The sequence below is a fragment of the Caulobacter sp. 602-1 genome, from assembly GCF_003931565.1.
Lineage (GTDB): Bacteria > Pseudomonadota > Alphaproteobacteria > Caulobacterales > Caulobacteraceae > Caulobacter.
The window spans coordinates 1-269 of the sequence record NZ_RRYI01000228.1 but is presented as its reverse complement, the minus strand read 5'-3'; the positions used below and the strand labels follow the sequence as shown (position 1 = coordinate 269).

1 protein-coding gene is annotated in these 269 nt (G+C 64.7%); it reads right to left on the bottom strand.

Translation table 11 applies throughout. The annotated features are described in order from the left end of the window. Positions 1-269, bottom strand: a 269-nt coding sequence (locus EIK80_RS26280) for a hypothetical protein (protein WP_158624773.1), incomplete at both ends; no start/stop codon positions are given.

Below are 269 nucleotides of genomic sequence, written 5' to 3'. Positions count from 1 at the left end.
GCTGAAGCCGAGATCGGGCAACGACGCCATGATCGGCGGACTTTTGTCGAAGAGGTTCTGGATCGAGAGGCTCGCGTCCAGGACCGGCGAACCGAAAGCCTTTAACGAGGAGCTGAACCGCCGGTGCAGGCTGAGGTCGGCATAGGCCTGGGCCGCAACCCGATCACGCCCCTGATCCAGGATGTTCTGGGCGTTCCCGACCGTCGACGCCGATCGGCAGCTGAGCTGGCGCGAGGGCTTCGTGCAGTTCGACGACGAACGGCTGTCGG